The sequence below is a fragment of the Haemophilus sp. HMSC068C11 genome (genome assembly GCF_001815355.1).
In the GTDB taxonomy this organism is placed as follows: domain Bacteria; phylum Pseudomonadota; class Gammaproteobacteria; order Enterobacterales; family Pasteurellaceae; genus Haemophilus_D.
On record NZ_KV820373.1, the window covers coordinates 37,581 to 54,257 of the forward strand.

Genomic DNA, 16,677 nt, shown 5'->3' on the forward strand with positions numbered 1-16,677 from the left:
CACGGCTTTTTTAGATAAGGAGAAAAGATGGCCATTCAAACTGAAAAACCAATTGAATGCGTAGGCTGTAATACTTTCGATATGAAATCATTGTTTGATAACAGTGATTGTAGTTTACCTATCGAACAGTTTTACGCGACTCGTCAAGATGCAGAAGGTGCATTGGAATATTTCACATTAAAAGCTCGTGATGTAGAAAGTGAACCTTGCCAAATTCAATCTGAAATTCAACAGGTTGAAGAAGGGTATGTGCTTAAAGCGGTTTTCACATTCTGCTGCCAAGCGGAATTAGTGATTTTCCAAATGAAGCTTGTGTAAGTGATAACTTACTCTAGAAAATAGCGTTTTTTGTGACCGCACTTTCTGATATTTATGTTCCCCTGCATCGTATTATTCCTTTTTCTAATGTAGAAGGGCAGGGGAATCGTACTAGTATTTTCTTACAAGGTTGTAAGTTAAACTGCCTTTATTGCCATAATCCAGAAACCATTCCTCGTTATGCAGAAGGCGCTCATCAAGTCAGTCTGCAGTATTTGTATGAGCAAGTGATGGATGCGGTACCTTTCATTCGTGGTGTAACAGTTTCTGGCGGTGAACCCACCATTCATCATAAAAAGCTCGTTCCATTGTTTCAAAAACTACGTGAGGAAGGGCTAACTTGCTATTTAGATAGCAGTGGTTTCTTTGAATTTAACGCAATTCGTCCTTTAATTGATGTCACAGACAAATTTCTCTTTGACTTGAAAGGAGAAGGACTTGGTTTACAACGTTTGTGCTTTGATAGACAAAATCGCCAAGGCATTGTCCCGAAAAACATCATCCCCACTCATCAACATATCAAGCAAGAAAACTTAGATCGCAATTTGAAGAACTTGGCGCAATTATTACCATTGAATAAAGTGGAAGAAGTGCGGTTAGTTTATGTGGCAAATTTTTTTGATGCAGAAAAGTTGGTGGAAAAGGTTGCGTCCTTATTGAAAGACTATCCGGATGTGTTGTTCAAAATTATTCGAATGCACACAAAAGGTGCACGAGATGCCGAAGGACTCACGCCTTATGTCCCAACTGTTGAACAGACCCAAGTACTTGAAAATTATGCGAAATCTTGTGGTCTGACCAAAATTGTGACCATTTTATAAGCAAACATGCCAAAAAGTAGTAAAAATATTCCGACTTTTTACCGAAAAACAAGTAGAATAGGACAATTTTATTCACTTACTTATCTAACCAACCTAGGGGAAAAAAATGGGTATTTTAGGTAGCGTTTTAGGCATTGTCGTATTACTGGTCATTGCCGTATTATTTTCAAATAATCGTAAGGCGATTAATTTACGTACTGTATTAGGGGCTTTGGCGATCCAAATCGGATTTGCGGCCCTTATTTTGTATGTGCCGTTTGGTCGTGATGCATTGCAAGCGACAGCAAATGGTGTATCAAATGTTATCGCTTATGGTAATGAAGGGATTAACTTCGTCTTTGGTGGCTTAGCAGATCCTTCAAATGCCGGCTTTATCTTTGCGGTGAAAGTGTTACCAATCATCGTCTTTTTCTCTGGTTTAATTTCTGTGCTTTACTATTTAGGCATCATGCAAGTGGTCATCAAAGTGATTGGTGGTGCATTGCAAGCTGCGTTAGGTACATCTAAAGCAGAATCAATGTCTGCAGCCGCGAATATCTTCGTTGGTCAAACTGAAGCACCTTTAGTGGTTCGCCCTTACATTAAAAATATGACCCAATCTGAATTGTTCGCTATTATGGCGGGTGGTACAGCTTCTATCGCGGGTTCAGTAATGGCAGGTTATGCAGGAATGGGCGTACCATTGACTTACTTAATCGCAGCATCTTTCATGGCTGCACCAGCAGGTTTATTATTTGCGAAAATTTTATTCCCACAAACTGAACAATTTAACGATAAACAACCTGAAACGGATGATAGCGAAAAACCAACCAACGTGCTTGAAGCAATGGCAGGTGGTGCGAGTGCAGGTATGCAATTAGCGTTAAACGTAGGTGCGATGTTAATCGCATTCGTGGGTTTAATCGCTTTAATTAACGGTATCTTAGGTGGCGTAGGCGGCTGGTTCGGTTACGGTGATTTAACATTACAATCAATCTTTGGTTGGATCTTCAAACCATTAGCGTACTTAATTGGTGTATCTTGGGATGAATCTGCAATCGCTGGTCAAATGATTGGTATGAAATTAGCTGTTAACGAATTCGTGGGTTACTTAGAGTTCGCGAAATACTTACAACCAGATACAGCAGTTGTATTAAGTGAAAAAACTAAAGCAATTATTACTTTCGCATTATGTGGTTTTGCGAACTTCAGTTCTATCGCAATCTTAATCGGCGGTATTGGTGGTATGGCACCAAATCGTCGCGGTGATGTGGCTCGCTTAGGCTTAAAAGCAGTTATCGCAGGTACATTAGCTAACTTAATGAGTGCAACTATCGCAGGTTTATTCATCGAGTTAAGCGGCGTAGCAATGTAATTGAAAATGTGGTGAATTTTAACCGCACTTTATCTCTCAACACCACGAATCATTCGTGGTGTTGTATTTTAAAGCAGGCGAAAACGTTTGCTTAAATGATTTTTTATTTATCAACAAGAGGAAAAAACAATGACTCCACATATTAATGCTCCTGAAGGCGCATTTGCAGATGTTGTATTAATGCCAGGCGATCCGCTTCGTGCAAAATATATTGCTGAAACATTCTTAGAAGATGCGAAAGAAGTGACTAACGTTCGCAATATGTTGGGTTATACCGGTACTTATAAAGGTCGTCGTATCTCTGTTATGGGTCACGGTATGGGTATCCCATCTTGCTCAATTTATGCGAAAGAATTAATTACTGAATACGGTGTGAAGAAAATCATCCGTGTTGGTTCTTGTGGTGCTGTACGTATGGATGTTAAAGTACGTGATGTCATCATCGGTCTTGGTGCATGTACTGATTCAAAAGTAAACCGTATCCGTTTTAAAGATAACGATTTTGCTGCAATTGCTGATTTTGATATGACACAAGCAGCGGTTCAAGCAGCGAAAGAAAAAGGTAAGCAAGTTCGCGTAGGGAATCTCTTCTCTGCAGACTTATTCTATACGCCAGATTTCGAAATGTTTGATGTGATGGAAAAATACGGCATCTTAGGCGTAGAAATGGAAGCGGCTGGTATCTATGGCGTAGCAGCAGAATATGGTGCAAAAGCACTTTGTATCTGTACCGTTTCAGACCACATTCGTACACACGAACAAACTACAGCAGAAGAACGTCAATTAACCTTCAATGATATGATCGAAATTGCGTTAGAGTCCGTATTAATTGGCGATAAAGCATAATTTATCCGATTTTTAGAATAAAAAAGAGCGGTTAATTTGACCGCTCTTTTGTTTTTTATGCTTGCTATTTTTCATACCAAATTCGGTTTACATAGAGCACGACTTTGCCAGAGGGTGTTTCCACATGGATTTCATCGTCAACGCCTTTCCCGATTAAAGCACGTGCGACGGGAGAATCAATGGAGATCCAGTTTTTAGCGGGATCGAATTCATCGCAGCCGACAAGGCGGTATTGCTTCACTTCGCCTTCTTCATCTTCTAGCTCAACCCATGCACCGAAAAATACTTTGCCTTCTTGTTTCGGGTGGTAATCCACGATTTGTAGCACTTCTAATCGTTTGGAAAGAAAACGCACGCGGCGATCAATTTCACGTAAGCGACGTTTGCCATAAATATATTCTGCGTTTTCACTGCGGTCACCAAGCGCCGCGGCATCTGAAACCGCTTGGGTAACTTTTGGGCGTTCTTCTTTCCACAAAAATTTAAGTTCTTGGTCAAGCGCAAGCCAGCCTTGACGGGTAATGTAATTTGATTTTGCCATAATAAAAATAAAAGAAATTTTTTTGAATTATATTTGAGCCTGTTGTCTAAAACCAGTATTCTATCCCCGTTTTTATTGAATCCTTTAATAACAAAGAAGTATGACAATGTTAAATCAACAAATTAGCCAAATTATTGCGGCAGAATTAACCGTTCAACCCCAACAAATCCTCGCCGCCATTCAATTATTAGATGATGGCAACACCATTCCATTTATCGCCCGTTATCGTAAAGAGGCCACAGGTGGCTTGGATGACACCCAACTTCGTCATTTTGAAACCCGTTTAATTTATTTACGTGAATTAGAAGATCGTCGTCAAACCATTTTGAAATCTATTGAAGAGCAAGGGAAATTGACCGATGAATTGCGTGACAAAATCCATGCAACACAAAGCAAAACCGAATTAGAAGATTTGTATTTGCCATACAAACCGAAACGTCGTACGAAAGGGCAAATTGCGATTGAAGCCGGTCTTGAGCCATTGGCTGATTTACTTTGGAACGAGCCGAAAAATGATCCAGAAACGTCAGCCGCTGAATTTGTAAATGCGGATAAAGGCGTAACAGACGCCAAGGTCGCACTTGATGGCGCACGCTATATTTTAATGGAGCGTTTTGCTGAAGATGCGGGCTTATTAGCGAAAGTCCGTGATTATTTAGCGAAAAATGCCGTTATCGTATCCAAAGTGATTGAAGGTAAAGAAACGGAAGGCGCAAAATTCCAAGATTATTTCGACCACCAAGAATTATTGAAAAATGTGCCTTCTCACCGTGCATTAGCGATGTTCCGCGGGCGTAATGAGGGCATTTTACAATTAAGCTTAAATGCGGATCCTGATGCGGAAGAGGGAAGTCGCCAAAGTTATTGTGAAGAGATTATTCGTGATTATTTAGATGTCCGTTTCACGGGGCAACCTGCGGATAAATGGCGTGAGCAAGTGATTGCGTGGACGTGGAAAATCAAAGTTTCGTTGCATTTAGAAACAGAATTAATGGCAAGTTTACGTGAAAAAGCAGAAGAAGAGGCCATTGATGTTTTTGCTAGAAATCTGACCGCACTTTTAATGGCCGCACCAGCAGGTGCTAAGAGCACCATGGGCTTGGACCCAGGCTTACGTACAGGTGTTAAAGTCGCGGTGGTGGATAACACAGGTAAATTATTAGATACCACCACAATTTATCCACACACGGGGCGTGAAGCCGAAGCGCAAGTGGCGATTTTCAGCTTGATCCGCAAACACAACGTAGAGTTAATTGCCATTGGTAACGGTACCGCTTCTCGTGAAACCGAACGTTTTGCGAAAGAAGTGATTAAAGAAATCAAAGAAAATAAACCTCAAACCGTTGTGGTGAGTGAAGCGGGCGCATCCGTTTATTCCGCCTCTGAATTTGCGGCAAATGAATTCCCGAATTTAGATGTCTCTTTACGTGGTGCAGTCTCTATCGCCCGTCGTTTACAAGATCCATTGGCGGAATTAGTGAAAATCGAACCGAAAGCCATTGGTGTAGGGCAATATCAGCATGATGTAAACCAAACCCAACTTGCGCGTAAACTGGATGCGGTGGTGGAAGACTGTGTAAACGCGGTGGGTGTGGATTTGAATACAGCATCCGCGCCATTACTTGCTCGCGTGGCGGGGATGACGAAAACTTTAGCGCAAAACATTGTGGAATATCGTGATGAAAATGGTCGTTTTGAAAGCCGTACAGAATTGAAAAAAGTGCCTCGTTTAGGGCCAAAAGCCTTTGAGCAATGTGCAGGCTTTATGCGTATTGCAGACGGGAAAAATCCACTTGATGCTTCAGGTGTCCACCCAGAAGCTTACCCAGTGGTGGAAAAAATCTTGCAAGCGACAGCACAATCTATTCAAGATTTAATGGGCAATGCGGGTGTGGTACGTCAGCTTGATGCAAAACAATTCATTGATGAGCAATTTGGTTTACCAACCGTTCAAGATATTTTCAAAGAGTTGGAAAAACCGGGGCGCGATCCGCGTGGTGAATTTAAAACCGCGGTATTCGCAGAGGGCGTGGAAGAAATCACCGATTTAAAACCAGGTATGATTTTAGAAGGTACCGTCACTAATGTGACCAACTTCGGCGCATTTGTGGATATTGGTGTTCACCAAGACGGTTTAGTACACATTTCATCATTAAGCGATAAATTCGTAGAAGATCCACATCAAGTGGTGAAAACGGGCGATATCGTAAAAGTGAAAGTCTTGGAAGTGGATGTGCCGCGTAAACGTATTGCATTGACGATGCGATTAGATGAAAGTGCGGTCAAAAATGACGGCAAATCTGACCGCACTTTAAGCGCAAAACCAAGAAGTAATGCACCTCGTCAAGAGCGTAATCCTAGAGGAAATAGTGCGATGGGTAATGCCTTTGCCGATGCGTTGAAAAATTGGAAAAAATAATTTCGTCATTTAGATGAACATTGTGGCCAAATAGGCGTACAATGAAGGGGATCTGGTCAATCATCCAATCCCCTTTTTTATTTCAACGAAAGGAATATTCTTATGGAAAAAGGTATTCTTGGGCCGCATGAAGGCAAGGAGCTGGAATTAATGTTAAGGGGCGAAAAGCAAGTGGCATTATTCAATCAGGAGCTCGGTATTCCTGACGCCTTTCTCCCTTATCTTGAGCAAGGAATGCTTCATTCAAAAACAGTGCAACGTCATATTAATGATGTTTGCTTAACCGATTTTATTGTCTATTTACCCCAATCTCTTGCACTCGCTGAACAAATGGAAGTACTACTTCCTGCAAGCACGGTGAATGGTTTTGATCCAAAAGTGGAACGTGAAATCGGCCGAATTCTTGGTTACCGAGAAAAAGATATCGAATACTATATTCAGCATTTTCAAGATAATTTAGAAAAGTATCGGCAGCAGTATAGTTAATAGATAAAATAAAAGTGCGGTTGATATTTAAGCAAGATAGGCGTATGTATATGATGAAATCCTTTTAAGGATAGAAATAAATATACGAACGATTAGAGTGAATCCTATATTAGGTGAGAGAAGATGATTATCGGAAATCCAGGGATATATGATAGTAAAGGGAATTTTAATAGCTTTGCTATTCAAATAGATAAGATTTTAGATACAGATAATTTTTCAGTAAATCTGTGTATTGATATGAATATTTACCCAACTCAATTGGCTTATAATAAAGCAAGTTATCTTATTGATTATTTTAATCCTAAATTGGAGATCTTCTCCAATATAAATGATGAGTTATTTTATTTGGATGATAGGGATTTAATGATTAATTTAATGGCAAAGGGATTTGGGTATATATATGCTATTGAGGAATTAATAAAAGACAATAAAATTGATTATCAAGAGTTTATAGATAATGAAGATATTTTTTTAGAAAAATTGAATCTAGTTAAACAGAGTGAAGTGGTAAACCCATATTTATGGGAGATAGACTACATGGAGTATGTAAACAAAGGGTTTTATCCTTTTGTAATAAATAGTTCTAGCGGTTTATCTAAAATAATAGTTGTTTTTAATAAGAATAGAAGTTATGACTTAGATTATATTGAGGATAGATTGTTGCTTTCTAATACAAGATCAAGTCAGAGTGTTGGTTTCTTTGATGAACGATTTTGGGGAGTTAAGGTGTCTTGTGTTAAGAGTGATGAGTTAAGCCTAATAATTAATAAGGTTTACTCTGTGTTGAGTGAGGCTTCTTAATAGAATGTAGACTAGGCATATGGTGCGGTCAAAAACACAAGCGATTTTGACCGCGCTTTTGTTTCCAAAGATGATTATTCTAAGTAAACCTTATAATTCCACATTCACTTTTCTGTAGAAATATCACTATAGATAGCATAACAAGTCAAAGTGGTAAATTAGGTAATTGTTTAATGTATACTAGATCTAAAGGAACTAATATTATTGTTACTAAGGTAAATTAATATGACTAAACCTAAAGCTGCTTTTGTCAGAATTAATAAAGATTTCTTATTGGTTACCTCTTTTATTAGAGGAATGATTGCGATAACAGATCCAGATCAAGATTTTATTTTTAATGAAGTTGATATTTCTGATTTAGATCTAGGAAGGTTAATTAAAGAAAAGCTTAATGAAAGTAAAGAAATTTCGTTCGAAGAGTTTCAGGCTATCTTTAATTCTGAAAAAATGAAAGGACTACAAAAAAATCTCGAAGAAGAGATGAAAAAACGCTATGGATATAAAAATAAAAAATCGATCTATAAGGATATGTCTTTTTTATCTTTAGAACAGGACGCTAGTTTTATAATTATAGCGCCACTTCACCAGGATTCTCTTGGTGGGTACTCAGGAATTTCACTTCCTGACAATTCACCATTAGAATTTAAATATGATAAGAGTATTTCGGATGAAGAATTAGGGAAAGCCATAAGACAAGCCCTGACGTATTGTACGAGTATTTATCGGTAATATATTTCCTCAAAATAAAAGTGCGGTCAAAAACACAAGTGATTTTGACCGCACTTATTATTAGAAGGAAGAATTATTCCGCGTCTTCTTTTGCCCACTCTAATGAGCGTTTCACCGCTTTTTTCCAACCTTTATAACGACGTTCACGTTTTTCTTCGTCATTATCTGGAGTAAAAGTACGTTCTACACGTGCTTTGTCGTGAAGCTCATCTAAATCTTTCCAGAAACCAACGGCAAGACCTGCAAGGTAAGCGGCACCAAGTGCGGTTACTTCTTTCACTACTGGACGCTCAACATTCACATCTAAAATATCCGCTTGGAATTGCATTAAGAAATTGTTGTTGGTTGCGCCACCATCGACACGTAAATATTGTAAGCGTTGACCTGAGTCAGATTGCATTGCTTCTAACACATCACGGGTTTGGTAAGCAATGGATTCAAGGGTTGCGCGTACAATATGGTTGCGATTAGAGCCACGAGAAAGACCGAAAATTGCACCACGAGCATACGGATCCCAATAAGGCGCACCTAAACCGGTGAAGGCTGGAACAACATACACACCGTTACTGTCTGGGACTTTTTGTGCGAAGTATTCGGAGTCATAGCTGTCATGAACGATTTTGAGTTCATCACGCAACCATTGGATTGAAGCACCTGCGATAAATACCGAACCTTCAAGTGCGTATTCTGGTTCGCCTTTAGCGTTACACGCGATGGTGGTTAATAGACCATTTTTAGAGGTAATAGCTTTATCACCGGTGTGAAGCAACATAAAGCAGCCTGTACCATAGGTATTTTTCGCTTGGCCTGCGCGGGTACATAGATGGCCGTAAAGTGCAGCTTGTTGGTCACCCGCGATACCGGCAACAGGAATACGCACACCGCCTTTACCCCCAATGTTGGTTTTGCCGTACACTTCGGAAGAATTACGCACTTCAGGCAACATAGAACGTGGAATATTTAATAATTCCAACATTTTGTCATCCCATTTTTTCGTATGGATGTTAAATAACATGGTACGGGATGCATTGGTGTAATCCGTTACGTGAACACGACCTTGGGTTAATTTCCATACAAGCCAGGTATCTACGGTACCAAATAGAAGTTCACCGCGTTCCGCTTTTTCGCGAGCGCCTTCTACATTGTCTAAAATCCATTTCACTTTTGTACCCGAGAAATAGGGGTCCACCACTAAACCTGTGGTGTTGCGGATATATTCTTCATGGCCATCCGCTTTAAGTTTGTCTGTAATATCTGCAGTACGACGACATTGCCACACAATCGCGTTATAAACTGGTGTGCCGGTTGCTTTTTCCCACACGATGGTGGTTTCACGTTGGTTAGTAATACCAATTGCCGCGATTTCGTCAGAGGTAATGCCTGCTTTTGCAACTACTTCGTTTAATGTTGAACTTTGTGTTGCCCAAATTTCCATTGGATTATGTTCCACCCAGCCTGCGCGTGGATAAATTTGTGTAAATTCACGTTGGGCGATTTCGACAACATTCGCATTGTGATCTAATAATACTGCACGAGAGCTTGTGGTACCTTGGTCCAACGCGATGATGTATTTTTTGTCTGTCATGGTTCTATTCCTTAGAGTGCTTAGCACTCTCATTGATTAAATGAATGAAGAAATTTTGAGCTTAAACGAACAAATTGCGAGCCTAACTTAATTGAATTCGAATCTAATTGGAACAAGCAATGTTGGGTTTTGTGATTGCTATCACAGATTTTCCCCTTAAAAAATATGGATACTCGTATTAACGCACAAAATAATGTGATCGTTCTCTCATTTTTAGAAATAGATCGGTTTCATCTATTGAATTAATTGGTTAAAACTAGATAATAAAACCACTCACTTTGAGTATCTCAATATTTGATCAAACAACGAAACGAATTGCAAAGCAAGATTTCTTTAATGAAATCATTAAGTTAATCATTATTTGGAGATTCTCTTATGAATGCCTATTTTGCAGAATTTTTTGGCACAGCACTTCTCATCCTGTTAGGTAACGGTGTGGTGGCCAACGTATGTTTAAATAAAACGAAAGGGCAAAGTTCTGGTTGGATTGTGATTACTACCGCGTGGGCATTTGCGGTGTATGTGGCCGTTGTTGTGACAGGTCCTTACAGCGGGGCGCACTTAAATCCAGCGGTAACACTTGGTGTGGCAATGAAGGGTGTATTTGCTTGGGAGCTGGTACCAGGCTACATCGCGGCACAAGTTGTGGGAGGCATGGTTGGTGCGTTGTTGGTTTACATTATGTATAAAGATCACTTTGCAGCGACCGAAGAAGAGGGCTTAAAACGCGCGTGTTTCTGTACCGAACCTGCAATTCGTAACTATCCAATCAACTTGGTAAACGAAATCGTTGGTACCTTTGTGCTTGTCTTCGTGATTTTCTACCTTGCAGGTGCAAACATCACTTTACCTGGCACAGCAGAAAGCACACCAATTGGTTTAGGTTCTATCGGGGCATTACCTGTAGCCATTCTAGTGTGGGCAATTGGTTTAAGCTTAGGTGGCACAACCGGTTATGCGATTAACCCTGCTCGAGATCTTGGTCCACGCTTAACCTTAGGTCTCTTCCTTGGTGGTACATTAAAAACTAAAGCTGACTGGGGATACAGTTGGGTGCCGGTTGTAGGGCCATTTATCGGGGCGGCTTTAGCAGCAGTATTCTACAACGCTATTATGTAATTCATTCAAATAGAAAGAGCGGTCAAAATTCATGGTGTTTTTTGACCGCTCTTTTTATATTTAGAAGTTTGATTAAATACAATAATCTTCGAATTCCATTGGCATTTTAGCTTGCAATAAGAACTGCTTTGTACGTTCTTGTTGAGGGCGGCTGAAGAAGTTTGCCGCTGTATTTTGTTCAACAACTTGACCATTTTCCATAAGAATCACACGATCAGCCACGTCTTTGGCAAAATTCAATTCATGGGTGACGATAATCATTGTCCAACCTTCTTGTGCGAGCATTTTGAGTGCCTGCAATACTTCACCGACAAGTTCAGGGTCAAGTGCGGAAGTAGGCTCATCTAACAAGATGATATCAGGTTTAACCGCTAAGGCTCGGGCAATTCCTACACGTTGCTGTTGACCACCAGAAAGTTGAGAGGGGTATAAATCCGCTTTTGCTTTTAAACCGACTTTTTCCAATAATGCCAAGGCTTTTTCACGTGCAATCTCTTTCGCTTGTTTTTGTACAACTACCATGCCTTCCATCACATTTTCGAGTGCTGTGCGATGGGGAAACAGATTGTATTGTTGGAATACCATTGAAGAACGACGACGCAATTTTAGTTCATCGGCTTTGCTGATCTTCTTGCTAAAATCAATGGTTAAGCTTCCATCAGTAAATGCTAATACCCCTTTTTCTGGGCGTTCGAGCAAATTTAAACAGCGTAAAAAAGTGGTTTTGCCTGAACCTGATGGGCCTAGAATGGCAACCACTTCACCTTTATTAATTTCAAAATCAATGCCTTTTAATACATGGTGGCCATTAAAACTTTTCTGAATATTCGTGACTTTTAACATAAACAGTCCTTATAAATGGCGAGAAAGGCGTTTTTCTAAACGGGTTTGTCCCATTGACAGCACAAAACAGAATACCCAATAAATGAGGGCCGCTTCACTATAAATTAAAATAAATTCGTAGTTTTCAGCCGTGATGTTTTGCGCCACACGAAATAATTCCGCAATCCAAACAAGTGATGCCAGAGACGTATCTTTCACTGTACTAATAAAGGTGTTTGATAGTGAAGGGACGGAAATACGTAACGCTTGCGGCATAATGGTACGCACGAAAGCTTGTGTGTAATTCATGCCTATCGCATAAGAGGCTTCCCATTGACCTTTAGGAATCGCAAGAATGGAGGCCCTCACCGTTTCTGCTGCATAAGCACCAATGTTAATGGAGAACGCAATAATTGCGGTTGGGAAAGGTTCAAGTTTGATGCCAACTTCAGGTAAACCGTAGAAGATAATGAAGATCTGCACCAACATTGGCGTGCCGCGAATAATTGAAATATAAGTGCGACAAATGCCCTGCAGAATTTTGGTCATTAAATTGGGATGTGGCAATGTGCAAATCACAGCCACGATAACTGCAATGAATAAACCGCAAAAGAAGGAAATGACCGCAAGGGGGATCGTATATAAAATTGCCCCTTCCATCATAGGCCAAAACGAGCTGATTACATAATCAGCTCGTTCTGCGGTCATAAATGGAAGGCTGGCTAACCAATTATTGAGTAATGTCATCGCCAAACCATTTGATTGAAAGTTGTTTTAACGTTCCGTCTTTGCGTAGTTCTTCAAGTGCTTGGTTCACTTTTGCAATAAGCGGCTCTTCACCTTTCAAGAAAGCAAAACCGGTCGGGATTTTTTTATCACTTTCTACAGCAATTTTTAAACCTGAGTTAGGTTGTTTTTTGAAGTAATCTAACACCGCGAGTTTATCATTTACAGTTGCATCAACACGACCTTGTTTTACCGCTTCAAGGTTTTGCGCCAAGCTATCAACGGTTACAATAATTGCACCATTATCACGTGCGTCTTTGCTCCAGTTGCTGGTTGCAGATTGTGCAGATTTTTTACCTTTTAAATCAGTGAATGATTTAATGCTATCGTTATCGGCTTTCGTCACGATGACGCCGGCAGAGTAGTTATAAGGTGCACTATAATCATATTTTTTTAAACGTTCTGGACTTGGATTGGTTTGGTTCGCAATAACATCAAAGCGTTTTGCATTTAAACCTGCATACATGCCGTCCCAAGCGGTTTCTTTAAATTCGACTTTCCAACCTAATTTTTGCGCCACTTTTTCGATAATTTCCACATCGAAACCGGTTAACTTGCCATCTTTGTCATGGAAAGTAAATGGCGCGTAAGTACCCTCAGTACCAACTAATAAGGTTTTAGTTTGTTCAACGCGATCAGCAATTTCCCCGGCGTTAGCAAAAGTAGAAAGGGCTAATCCTGCCGCTAAAAGTGCGGTGCTAAAAAATGATTTTTTCATAAGTATTCCTTTTTTAGATAAATAACGAAAGTGAAATGAATTATAAGAAGCGAAAAAGAAAAGAAAAGTATTATTTATTTATGAATTATTTCCTTTAGTTATATCAAATAAAATTTGTTTAATTAATAAACAAAAAAGGTCTGTAAAAACAGACCTTAGATAAAATGAATTCAATCAATAGATTAAGCTTCAATACCTTCGAATAACGCTGTACTTAAATAACGTTCTGATGCAGAAGGTAGGATTGCAACGATTAATTTATCTTGGAATTCTGGTAGTTTTGCTAAGCGGTCAGCTGCTGCCACAGCCGCACCTGAAGAAATACCCGCAAGAATACCTTCTTCAGCCATTAAGCGACGAGCGGTAGCAATTGCTGTATCGCTATCTACAGTTTCCACGCGATCAATTAATGATAAATCTAAGTTTTTCGGAATGAAGCCCGCACCGATACCTTGAATTTTGTGTGGACCTGGTTTCACTTCTTGACCAGCAAGGGTTTGGCTAATAACAGGTGATTCTGTTGGTTCAACCGCTACAGAGGTAATTTTTTTACCGTGATCTAATTTGATCGCACGAGAAATACCGGTAATTGTACCGCCGGTACCCACACCAGCAACCACAACATCGACTTTACCTTCAGTATCTTTCCAAATTTCTTCACCGGTAGTTTGACGGTGAATGTCCGGGTTAGCCGGGTTTTCAAATTGTTTTAGCATCACATAATGATTTGGGTTAGACGCCACAATTTCTTCTGCTTTAGCAATCGCACCTTTCATCCCTTTTGAGCCTTCAGTAAGCACAAGATTCACGCCTAAACCACGTAATAAACGTTTACGTTCAAGACTCATGGTTTCAGGCATGGTTAAGGTGATTTTGTAACCGCGCGCTGCTGCTACATAAGCTAAAGCAATACCGGTGTTACCGCTGGTTGCATCTACAATTTCTTTACCCGCTGTTAAAATGCCGTCTTTTTCTGCTTGCCAAATCATATTGGCACCAATACGGCATTTCACGCTAAAGCTTGGGTTGCGACCTTCAATTTTTACGACAACGTTACCATTGTGTCCGAAGTGTTTTAAACGAACTAATGGAGTATTACCGATTGAGTATGAGTTATCTGCATAAATTGTCATTTTACTGTCCTTTTATATTTTGGAATGAGTTGATGCAGTAGTTATAACACCGGCTTTTATATAAAAAAAATAGTTAATAGCTATATTTTATAACTAAATGCTATTTATTCACGATGTTATTTCCTGAAGGCTTAATTTCAGTACTACTAGAACGTGTCACAATTTGTGTTGAACCGGAAGTGCGGTCAAAATTCATATCAAATTTTAATTGTGAGCGATAATTTTCGACCCACATTACCGTTGCACCACAGACCGCCACAGGAATAATCACTAAATTCACGATTGGCAATGCGGTACAAAGGGTAATTAATGCTCCGAATGTCAGGCTTTGAGAACGTCTTTCGCCTAACGCATTTTTCATAATGCCAAAAGAAATTTTATGGTTATCAAACGGGTAGTCACAGTACTGAATCGCCATCATCCAACAAGTAAATAGGAAGGTTAGTACTGGAATAATGGTTTGTCCGATAACGGGGATAAAACTCAATAAGAACAAGCCCACAAATTTCGGTAAGCTGTACCATAGTTTTTGCCATTCACGATTTAGCATACGCGGCACATCTTTCATGATTTCAGCAAAACCATCATCATTAACAGCTTCGCCAGTCAGCATTTTTTCGACTTTTTCTGCTAATAATCCATTAAACGGTGCGGCAATAAAGCCTGAAAGCGTTGTAAAGGCAAAATAGAAAAATAAGAGAATCGAGCCGATAGACAGTACAAGCAAAATCACACTTAAAAAGCTTAACCAATCAGGAATAAAGCTCATTACCCAGTCAATCATCGTGGAGATTTGTGAGACAAATAGCCAGAATAAGCCTGTAAGCAGAACGATGTTAAGTAAAATCGGCATAATCACAAAACGGCGGAGACCTTTTTGCGTAATAAAATGCCAACCCATTACGAAATGATTGAAAGCAGATTTTATTTCATTTTGATCGATCATCATTGTTCCTTTAAATTGAAAAGTAAAAAATACAAAATGTCACAGAAAGACAATATTTTTTGAGAAAGATTCCATCTCATCCCTTTTAATCTCTTGTTTGCTTTCCTATTTTTTCACCTGTGGAAATGTGATAGGATTAGCAAAAATCATTGCGTTAAGGAGCAACAAGAATGGACTTAAATACCATTTTGATTATTTTAGGGGTAATTGCTTTAATTGCCTTAGTGGTACACGGATTATGGTCAAATCGCCGTGAGAAATCAAAATATTTTAAAAGTGCGAATACATTTAACCGCACTTCTAAAAACGGTGAGGTCAATCCTTTTTCGCAAGCTGCTGATCCTAATGCGGATATTCGTTTAACACATCGTGCTCAAGCGGCGCAGCCAGTACAACAACATGTTCAACCTAAAGTGGCACCGCAGGCGGCAAACCAACAGCAATTTAATTTTGATGAGCAACGAGCTCAAGTGGATGCGCGTCAAATAGAAAAAAGCGTGGATGATATTAAAATCTCTTTACCAAATCAGCCGGTTTATGAGATGAATACTACGCAACCTGCTCCAGCGCCAGCTCCACAACCTGAACCCGTGGTTTATCCTGAAACGAATGTACAACCAAAACCGCGTGTAGCAGAAATGACAATTGAAGAATTAGAAGCACAAAGCAATGATTTTGACGGTGTGAATTCTTCTTCGCCAGAATTGCGTGAGCAATTAGCCGAGATGTCATTAAATCCAACTCAAGAACCTACTCATGAGAACGTGCATTTTAACTATCACGAACCAGTAGAAGTGGAAAAACCAAAACAAACCACTGGCTTTGTTCAACTTTATGTGATTTCAAATCAAAATCGTGAATTTTATGGTCCACAATTATCTCAATCTTTAGAAAACCTCGGTTTTATTTTTGGCGAGCGTCAAATGTATCACCGCCACTTTGATTTAAGTGTGGCAAGCCCAGTGTTATTTAGTGTGGCGAACATTGAACAACCCGGTACGTTTGATTATTACAATATGGCAGAGTTTTCAACCATGGGTGTGGTGCTCTTTATGCAGTTGCCATCACCAGGTAATAATTTGGCGAACTTACGTATGATGATTCGTGCAGCGAAAACCATCGCGGAAGATTTAGGTGGTGTGGTGCTGACTGATCAGCAAGAGATTTTTGATGATGTGGCTGAGCAGGATTACTTATCTCGCATCGCATAAAACGCACGAAAAAATAACCGCACTTTGGGCGAGCCGATGGTT

Annotated in this window: 17 protein-coding genes; 10 read left to right on the plus strand and 7 right to left on the minus strand. The window is 39.7% G+C overall.

Annotated elements, in window-relative coordinates; genetic code table 11:
• Positions 1–27 precede the first annotated feature (27 nt).
• The 4 genes from HMPREF3020_RS06750 to deoD all read left to right on the plus strand — a co-directional run bounded on the left by HMPREF3020_RS06750 (position 28) and on the right by deoD (position 3,339).
• The gene (locus HMPREF3020_RS06750; protein WP_005697358.1) at positions 28–318 is read left to right on the plus strand and encodes a YfcZ/YiiS family protein; all 291 of its coding nucleotides are present in this window, start codon (positions 28–30) and stop codon (positions 316–318) included.
• 32 nt (positions 319–350) lie between these two features.
• On the plus strand, positions 351–1,139 hold the full coding sequence (locus tag HMPREF3020_RS06755; RefSeq protein ID WP_070776010.1) for a 4Fe-4S cluster-binding domain-containing protein: 789 nt from the start codon (positions 351–353) through the stop codon (positions 1,137–1,139).
• A 106-nt stretch (positions 1,140–1,245) separates the two neighbouring features.
• Positions 1,246–2,493 carry a NupC/NupG family nucleoside CNT transporter gene (locus HMPREF3020_RS06760; protein WP_070776011.1) on the plus strand — a complete coding sequence of 416 codons (1,248 nt, stop codon included), beginning with the start codon at positions 1,246–1,248 and terminating at the stop codon, positions 2,491–2,493.
• A 129-nt stretch (positions 2,494–2,622) separates the two neighbouring features.
• The gene (deoD, locus tag HMPREF3020_RS06765) at positions 2,623–3,339 is read left to right on the plus strand and encodes a purine-nucleoside phosphorylase (RefSeq protein WP_070776012.1); all 717 of its coding nucleotides are present in this window, start codon (positions 2,623–2,625) and stop codon (positions 3,337–3,339) included.
• A 64-nt stretch (positions 3,340–3,403) separates the two neighbouring features.
• On the opposite strand, the gene greB is transcribed toward deoD, so the two are convergent.
• On the minus strand, positions 3,404–3,880 hold the full coding sequence (gene greB / locus HMPREF3020_RS06770; RefSeq protein ID WP_005697419.1) for a transcription elongation factor GreB: 477 nt from the start codon (positions 3,878–3,880) through the stop codon (positions 3,404–3,406).
• A 106-nt stretch (positions 3,881–3,986) separates the two neighbouring features.
• On the opposite strand from greB, the gene HMPREF3020_RS06775 reads away from it, so the two are divergent.
• From HMPREF3020_RS06775 to HMPREF3020_RS06790, 4 genes are all read left to right on the plus strand, one after another.
• Complete coding sequence (locus tag HMPREF3020_RS06775; RefSeq protein WP_070776013.1) at positions 3,987–6,299, plus strand: Tex family protein; 2,313 nt, start codon at positions 3,987–3,989, stop codon at positions 6,297–6,299.
• A gap of 102 nt (positions 6,300–6,401) precedes the next feature.
• On the plus strand, positions 6,402–6,785 hold the full coding sequence (locus tag HMPREF3020_RS06780) for a hypothetical protein (RefSeq protein WP_005697445.1): 384 nt from the start codon (positions 6,402–6,404) through the stop codon (positions 6,783–6,785).
• Between the two features lie 123 nt (positions 6,786–6,908).
• Positions 6,909–7,586 carry a hypothetical protein gene (locus HMPREF3020_RS06785; RefSeq protein WP_005697437.1) on the plus strand — a complete coding sequence of 226 codons (678 nt, stop codon included), beginning with the start codon at positions 6,909–6,911 and terminating at the stop codon, positions 7,584–7,586.
• Positions 7,587–7,811: 225 nt separating this feature from the next.
• Positions 7,812–8,315, plus strand: a complete 504-nt coding sequence (locus HMPREF3020_RS06790; RefSeq protein ID WP_005697455.1) for a contact-dependent growth inhibition system immunity protein — start codon at positions 7,812–7,814, stop codon at positions 8,313–8,315.
• A 73-nt stretch (positions 8,316–8,388) separates the two neighbouring features.
• On the opposite strand, the gene glpK is transcribed toward HMPREF3020_RS06790, so the two are convergent.
• A complete protein-coding gene (gene glpK / locus HMPREF3020_RS06795) occupies positions 8,389–9,900 on the minus strand; it encodes a glycerol kinase GlpK (RefSeq protein ID WP_005697426.1) in 1,512 nt (503 codons plus the stop codon).
• 375 nt (positions 9,901–10,275) lie between these two features.
• On the opposite strand from glpK, the gene HMPREF3020_RS06800 reads away from it, so the two are divergent.
• Positions 10,276–11,019 carry an MIP/aquaporin family protein gene (locus HMPREF3020_RS06800; RefSeq protein WP_070776014.1) on the plus strand — a complete coding sequence of 248 codons (744 nt, stop codon included), beginning with the start codon at positions 10,276–10,278 and terminating at the stop codon, positions 11,017–11,019.
• Positions 11,020–11,091: 72 nt separating this feature from the next.
• Here HMPREF3020_RS06800 and HMPREF3020_RS06805 read toward each other — a convergent pair whose 3' ends face one another.
• From HMPREF3020_RS06805 to cysZ, 5 genes are all read right to left on the minus strand, one after another.
• Complete coding sequence (locus HMPREF3020_RS06805) at positions 11,092–11,862, minus strand: amino acid ABC transporter ATP-binding protein (RefSeq protein WP_014064638.1); 771 nt, start codon at positions 11,860–11,862, stop codon at positions 11,092–11,094.
• Positions 11,863–11,871: 9 nt separating this feature from the next.
• Entirely contained in the window at positions 11,872–12,588 is a 717-nt protein-coding gene (locus HMPREF3020_RS06810) for an amino acid ABC transporter permease (protein ID WP_005697396.1), read from the minus strand.
• Entirely contained in the window at positions 12,572–13,345 is a 774-nt protein-coding gene (locus HMPREF3020_RS06815; protein ID WP_070776015.1) for an amino acid ABC transporter substrate-binding protein, read from the minus strand. Before HMPREF3020_RS06815 ends, HMPREF3020_RS06810 begins: the two co-directional genes overlap by 17 nt.
• A 182-nt stretch (positions 13,346–13,527) precedes the next feature.
• Positions 13,528–14,478, minus strand: a complete 951-nt coding sequence (gene cysK / locus HMPREF3020_RS06820; RefSeq protein ID WP_005694743.1) for a cysteine synthase A — start codon at positions 14,476–14,478, stop codon at positions 13,528–13,530.
• Between the two features lie 100 nt (positions 14,479–14,578).
• On the minus strand, positions 14,579–15,424 hold the full coding sequence (gene cysZ / locus HMPREF3020_RS06825; protein ID WP_070776016.1) for a sulfate transporter CysZ: 846 nt from the start codon (positions 15,422–15,424) through the stop codon (positions 14,579–14,581).
• A gap of 170 nt (positions 15,425–15,594) precedes the next feature.
• Here cysZ and zipA point away from each other — a divergent pair, with 170 nt between their 5' ends.
• Entirely contained in the window at positions 15,595–16,635 is a 1,041-nt protein-coding gene (gene zipA, locus HMPREF3020_RS06830) for a cell division protein ZipA (RefSeq protein ID WP_049369621.1), read from the plus strand.
• The last annotated feature ends 42 nt before the right edge of the window (positions 16,636–16,677 follow it).